The sequence below is a fragment of the Dyadobacter sp. genome (assembly GCF_051859145.1).
Lineage (GTDB): Bacteria > Bacteroidota > Bacteroidia > Cytophagales > Spirosomataceae > Dyadobacter.
The window spans coordinates 1-6,316 of record NZ_JBHYGF010000253.1 but is presented as its reverse complement, the minus strand read 5'-3'; the positions used below and the strand labels follow the sequence as shown (position 1 = coordinate 6,316).

Below are 6,316 nucleotides of genomic sequence, written 5' to 3'. Positions count from 1 at the left end.
ACTTCCTTTAACTGCTGCATTGCTGTTTCCAGGTTATCAGGCAGGGCGTCGCCGAGCACTTCTTTTAGTCTTTTGGCCAAAGTAGGCGACATTCCATTGGTTGAAATGGCCACTTTCAGGTTCCCTTTTCTGACAACCGAAGACAGGTAAAAATCACAAATAGCAGGCGTATCGGCCACATTGGCAAGTATATGCCGGGCCCTGGCGGTATTCCAGATACGCTGGTTTTCTTCCTTATCGTTGGTAGCCACAATGACCAGATCTTTATCATCAAGGTCCTGATCCTGAAAAACCCGCCTGATCAATGTAATTCTTGCATTTTCCGCAGCAAAGTCTACGATCTCCTGCCGGATCTCGGGCGAGACTAATGTGATCATAGCTTGCGGGGAATTGTCCAGTACCGCGGTAATTTTTTCGAGCCCCACGTAACCTCCTCCTACAATCAATGTATGCAGGTTTTCAAGCTTGATAAAAACAGGGAAAAGCTTGTTCATAGCCTGGCTATTGGATAAATGGTTTATAATCAAATTTACAACAAAATAACTCTGCAATCTGCTTGTCGGGTACGGTTTATAACTATTCCAACAATCCTACTTTTACTATCTGCTTCTTTCCGTGTAACTTTGTACTATGATCGCAATTACCAACATCAGTTATTTCCTCGGCGACAGAGCACTTTACGACGGTGCATCGCTGCATATAAAGCCAAAACAGAAAATTGGCCTCATTGGTCTGAACGGAACAGGAAAATCCACCCTCCTTCGAATGATCAATGGCGAATTCCAGCCCGACGAAGGGCATATTTCCAAGTCAGGTGATTGCACAATCGGGTTTCTGAACCAGGATTTGCTTTCGTACCAAAGCGACGATTCCATTCTTTCCGTCGCAATGCAGGCATTTGAAAGACAAAACCAGCTGCAAGTGCAAATCGACAAGATCCTGCACGATATGGAGCATAATTATACGGATGCGCTGGTAGACAGGCTGGCGAAAGTGCAGGATGAATTTGAGGCGCTCGACGGCTATTCTGTACAATCGAAGGCCGAAGCTATTCTCGAAGGTCTTGGTTTTTCAACCGGCGATCTGAACCAGCCACTCAGGTTGTTTTCGGGTGGATGGAGAATGCGTGTAATGCTTGCGAAACTGCTTTTGCAAAAACCCTCGCTGCTCATGCTCGATGAGCCTACCAACCACTTGGACTTACCCTCTATTCAATGGGTTGAAAAATACGTACAGTCTTACGAAGGCGCAGTAATCGTGGTTTCTCACGACAGGCAATTTCTTGATAATACAATTGACACGACCATCGAAGTATCAGGCGGAAAGCTGATCTACTATGCGGGAAATTACTCTTACTATTTAGAAGAAAAGGAAGAGCGTAACGAAATCCAGCGCGGTGCTTATGAAAACCAGCAGGCTAAAATCCGCCAGACTGAGCGTTTTATCGAGCGTTTTAAAGCCAAAGCGACCAAATCGCGCCAGGTGCAAAGCCGTGTAAAGGCACTGGACAGAATGGAAGTTGTGGATGCAGTAGTAGATGAAAATGCAAAAGTCCACTTTCGTTTTCAATTTACTACCCAGCCTGGCCGGCACGTTTTCCAGTTGGAAGACGCTTCGAAAGCGTATGGAGAGAAGGTGATTCTGGACAGCACCAATATCAGTATGGAGCGCGGGGATAAAATTGCATTGATCGGAGCAAACGGGCGGGGTAAGTCTCCCGTGCTCAGGGTTGTTGCCGGTACCGAGCCTATTGAAGGAAAAAGAAGGCTTGGCCACAATGTATCATTTACATTCTACGCGCAGCATCAGCTGGAATCGCTGAACATCGCGCACAATTTAATTGAAGAATTAAAATACGCGAACCCAAATAAGACCGAAACCGAGCTCCGGACTGTGCTGGGCTGCTTTTTGTTTACCGGCGATGATGTTTTCAAAAAAATCAAGGTATTATCAGGAGGAGAGAAATCGCGGGTTGCATTGGCGAAGGTATTGTTGTCACAGGCTAATTTCCTGCTACTCGATGAGCCTACCAACCACCTGGATATGCAGTCGGTGAACATCCTGATCCAGGCTTTGCAGCAATACGAAGGCAGCTACATTGTTGTTTCCCACGACAGGTATTTTGTTGAAAATATTGCAAACAAGATCTGGTACATCGAAGACCACCAGATTAAAGAATACCCTGGTACTTATCAGGAATATGAAATCTGGGTTGAAGAAAGAGGCTTGCAATCTGCGGTGAGCGAGAAAGCAACTGTCAGCAGCGCGCCTCCGCAAAAAGCTGCGCAACAAGCTGCACCGGCAAAGAGTGCCCCTAAACCGCATTCAAGCGAGGATGCTGCCAAACTGAAAAAAGCGCAGAAACAGATTGAAGAGCTGGAATCTACCATCAATAATCTGGAAATCCGCAAGGCTGAGGCAGAAACAAAATTGGGAGATCCGACGATCTACAATGATTCAGTTGCGCTTGCAGAGATCAACAAATTTTACGCTGACATCAAGCAAAAGCTGGAACAAACCACCGAAAACTGGGAAAATCTGATGATGGAAGTGGAAGAGCTGGCAAGCAAATAACCAAAACGAAAAAGAGGAAATCAGGCGATTTCCTCTTTTCGTTTTGGACTTATATAATCCCTTCGGTCTGCGCGTAAATATCTGCCATTTGCAATTGAAGATCAATGTGATTGATTTCTATGGATTCGTCAATCGAATATGCCTCGGAGACCAGAGTCCAGAGACCATTGTCGCCTTTGCGATGTGCTTCCGCACTCAACCTCCGGGAATCGATCAGCACGTACTCGACCAGCGTTGAAATACTCCGGTACAAATGAAATTTCTGCCCACGATCATACTCGCCGGTACTGGGCGATTGTACTTCAATGATCACAGAAGGATTAAGCAGCGTATCCGTCTTATCATCCTGAAAATTTGGTTTGCCATAGAAAATCAGCAGATCGGGATAGGTATACAAACCATTTTCAGGAATATAAATCCTCATGTCCTGTGTTAGGCTGCGGCAAGACTTTCCTCTAAGCGAAGTCCCGATGTCAATTTGAAGACTGGAAACAATCGCATTATGATTAAACCCGGCTCCCGCCATCGCGAAAATCTCGCCACGATAGTACTCACTTTTGTAATCTGCGGCTCTTTCCAGTTCGAGATACTCTTCTGCTGAATACATGATAATAGGTTGTGCTGTCATACGTGTGTAAACAAAAATAGTTAATAATGTGCAAAGACCTTTTATTAACTATACGTACCTTGATCAGAAAAGTAACGTTACTATTTTAAAGATTTTTGATGCGACTACTGCTTTTTATCTCTCTTATTAATTGCGCTTTAAAGACCTATTCGCAGCCAAACGGACTGCGGCTGGAAGACTATATATATGATGAAAAGATCCGGACTGTACTACTGTATCCCGCGCTGGAAGATCCCGAAAACCCTACCCGCCTGCTCACGCCGCCAGTTAAGCAACTCAATGGTGGTGCGCCGTTTGTTCTGGAATTTGACGATCTGTCCGCGGAATTCAATAGCTACCGAGCCAAAATCGTCCATTGCAATGCAGATTGGACAAAGTCGAATTTGAATGATATTGAATTCACTTATGAGTTCAATGAATATCCTGTAAATAGTCCCGAACAGGCTTTCAGCACCAAAGTGCCCTATTTCCATTACCGGCTCGAATTGCCGAGATTGAAGCTGTCCGGCAATTATGTGATTTATGTGTATTCAGACAGGGACAGAAAACCTGTTTTGAGCAGGAGATTTATGCTTTTTGAAAACAGGGTTACTATCAATGCAAAAGCACGGTTTTCCCAGGGCATTCAGGAGCAATTTTCTGATCAACAAATTGATTTCTCTGTGGATTACAAAGGATACGAGCTGATTGCCCCGCAGACAGACCTGAAAGTATTTATCCGCAAAAATTTCCGGTTTGACCAAATGAAAAGCGGCTTCAAACCTACCAGCGTCAAACCTTTTGACAGGTTGCTTGAATATACTTTTTTCGATCTTGAAAATACATTTCCGGGCGGTAATGAATTCCGCTACTTCGATAGCCGGACACTATCCGCAAGAGGTTTCGGAATTAATGAAATGGAGCGTACCAATGAATTTACAAGTCTGTTCCTGTTCCCCGATAAGCCCAGATCAACCGGCGCTTACATCCAGGTCGATGACTTTAATGGAAACTATATCATAGATCAAAGGGAATCCGGCCGGGGAAGTGTAGAGGCTGATTATACGCCGGTTTTTTTCACACTGAAAATAGCCGAAGAACCCGACGCTACATTCTATGTAAATGGCGCATTTAATCTCTGGCAGCTGAATGAACGCAACAAAATGACCTACAATCCTGACGCGCAGGCTTACGAAGCGGAAATTATGCTGAAACAGGGCGTAGTCAATTACGATTACATCATGAAAACAGGTAATGGAAAGCCTGACGAATCATTCATCGAAGGAAATTACGGAGCTACCGAAAACGACTATGATATCCTGATCTATCACCGGCCACCGGCAGGCAGAGCCGATTTGCTTGTAGGTTACCGTACGGTTGAATGGAACCGACGCCGGTAGCATTGAAATGAAAAGAGCAACCTATGCGGCTGCTCTTTTCATTTGCGTTTATGAATTTCTAGACGTTGAATCTGAAATGCATGATATCTCCGTCAGCAACTACGTATTCTTTTCCTTCCACAGCCATTTTACCAACTTCTTTCACGCCCGCCTCTGTCTTATATTGCTCGTAATCAGCTAACTTGATCACTTCCGCACGGATAAATCCTTTTTCGAAATCGGAGTGGATCACGCCAGCTGCTTGAGGTGCTTTCCAACCCTTCACGATTGTCCAGGCACGTACTTCTTTCACACCTGCCGTGAAGTAAGTAATCAGGTTTAAAAGTTTGTAAGAAGCTTTGATAAGCTTGCTCAACCCCGATTCTTTCAAACCGTATTCACCCAAAAACATCTCGTGCTCCTCAGGATCTTCAATTTCAGAAATCTGGGATTCAATGGCCGCACAAAGTACGATCACTTCTGCGCCTTCTTTGGCGACGGTTTCTCTTAGCTTTTCAGAATATTCATTACCTGTCAGCATCGAGCCTTCATCCACATTGGCTACATACAACACCGGCTTAGCTGTCAGCAATTGCAAATCACCGATAACCGCTTCCTTGGTTTCTTCGTCGATTTCCACGCTTCTTGCATTATTACCTGCTTCCAATGTGGATTTGTATTTTTTCAGCCATTCCAGTTCAGCTTTCGCCTTTGCATCACCTGCGCGGGCGCCTTTTTCTGTGCGCTGGATTTTCTTTTCAATAGATTCGAGATCTTTCAGCTGCAACTCTGCGTCGATAATTTCTTTATCAAAAACAGGATCAACCCGGCCTTCCACGTGCACTACGTTTTCGTCCTGAAAACATCTTACAACGTGAACAATCGCGTCAACTTCGCGGATATTAGCTAGAAATTTATTGCCCAACCCGGCACCCTGGCTTGCGCCCTTCACCAATCCGGCGATATCCACAAACTCGATGATAGTCGGGATAACTTTTTGCGGACTAACAAGCGACGTAAGAACTTCCAGACGCTCGTCGGGAACTGTCACAACACCGACATTGGGCTCGATTGTACAGAATGGATAGTTGGCGGCTTCGGCTTTGCCGGTAGAAATCGCATTAAAGAGAGTGGATTTACCTACGTTTGGCAACCCGACGATCCCGCATTGAAGACTCATATTTTAAGAAGTATGCAGTGAATAGCAGGCATTCTTCTTGTTGGAAAGCAAGGAACTCCTGTCTGCTAAATTAAATTTTTTGCAAAATTACAATTTAGCGAGTACAAAAACCAAAAGCCTTTGCAATTGATTGCAAAGGCTTTTCTATTCATGTAATGTTTTTAATCCCACTTAAGATCCGACTCTCCAACCACATCCACCTCGTCGGCCTTGGTTTCAAACTGAGAGAAGTCAACTTCTGGCATCAACTCTGTCTTCACGTGGTCAACGGCCTCTTTCAAAGCGTCCACGAATTTATCAAAGTCCTCTTTGTACAAAAACATTTTGTGCTTTTCGTACGTAAACCCGTCTCCCTGTGGGTGGCGACGGCTTTCAGTGATGGTGAGATAATAATCGTTAGATCGCGTAGAGCGAACATCGAAGAAGTAAGTCCGTTTTCCCGCCCTAACCCTTTTGGAGTAGATTTGCTCTCTGTCTTCCACTATGTTTAGTTTTAAATAGGTTTTCAAACGCTAAAATAAAACGTTTATTGCTGCTAACAAAAAAAACAAAGACATATTACGGAGCTCGTCTGGC

Annotated in this window: 6 protein-coding genes; 2 read left to right on the top strand and 4 right to left on the bottom strand. The window is 44.6% G+C overall.

Translation table 11 applies throughout. The annotated features are described in order from the left end of the window. Positions 1 to 494, bottom strand: a 494-nt coding sequence (locus tag ACTIE6_RS15110; protein ID WP_439557431.1) for a precorrin-2 dehydrogenase/sirohydrochlorin ferrochelatase family protein, incomplete at its 3' end; no start/stop codon positions are given. Between the two features lie 136 nt (positions 495 to 630). Here ACTIE6_RS15110 and abc-f point away from each other — a divergent pair. After that, positions 631 to 2,574 (top strand): ribosomal protection-like ABC-F family protein, encoded by a 1,944-nt coding sequence (abc-f, locus tag ACTIE6_RS15105; protein ID WP_439557430.1) that lies wholly within the window; start codon positions 631 to 633, stop codon positions 2,572 to 2,574. Positions 2,575 to 2,623: 49 nt separating this feature from the next. On the opposite strand, the gene ACTIE6_RS15100 is transcribed toward abc-f, so the two are convergent. Beyond that, positions 2,624 to 3,202: a Uma2 family endonuclease gene (locus ACTIE6_RS15100; RefSeq protein ID WP_439557429.1), complete on the bottom strand. Its 579-nt coding sequence runs from the start codon at positions 3,200 to 3,202 to the stop codon at positions 2,624 to 2,626. A 98-nt stretch (positions 3,203 to 3,300) separates the two neighbouring features. Here ACTIE6_RS15100 and ACTIE6_RS15095 point away from each other — a divergent pair, with 98 nt between their 5' ends. After that, on the top strand, positions 3,301 to 4,581 hold the full coding sequence (locus ACTIE6_RS15095) for a DUF5103 domain-containing protein (protein ID WP_439557428.1): 1,281 nt from the start codon (positions 3,301 to 3,303) through the stop codon (positions 4,579 to 4,581). A gap of 58 nt (positions 4,582 to 4,639) precedes the next feature. Here ACTIE6_RS15095 and ychF read toward each other — a convergent pair whose 3' ends face one another. Both ychF and ACTIE6_RS15085 read right to left on the bottom strand, forming a co-directional pair. After that, the gene (gene ychF, locus ACTIE6_RS15090) at positions 4,640 to 5,740 is read right to left on the bottom strand and encodes a redox-regulated ATPase YchF (protein ID WP_439557427.1); all 1,101 of its coding nucleotides are present in this window, start codon (positions 5,738 to 5,740) and stop codon (positions 4,640 to 4,642) included. Between the two features lie 161 nt (positions 5,741 to 5,901). Continuing rightward, positions 5,902 to 6,249: a DUF3276 family protein gene (locus tag ACTIE6_RS15085; RefSeq protein WP_031526095.1), complete on the bottom strand. Its 348-nt coding sequence runs from the start codon at positions 6,247 to 6,249 to the stop codon at positions 5,902 to 5,904. Between the last annotated feature and the right edge of the window lie 67 nt (positions 6,250 to 6,316).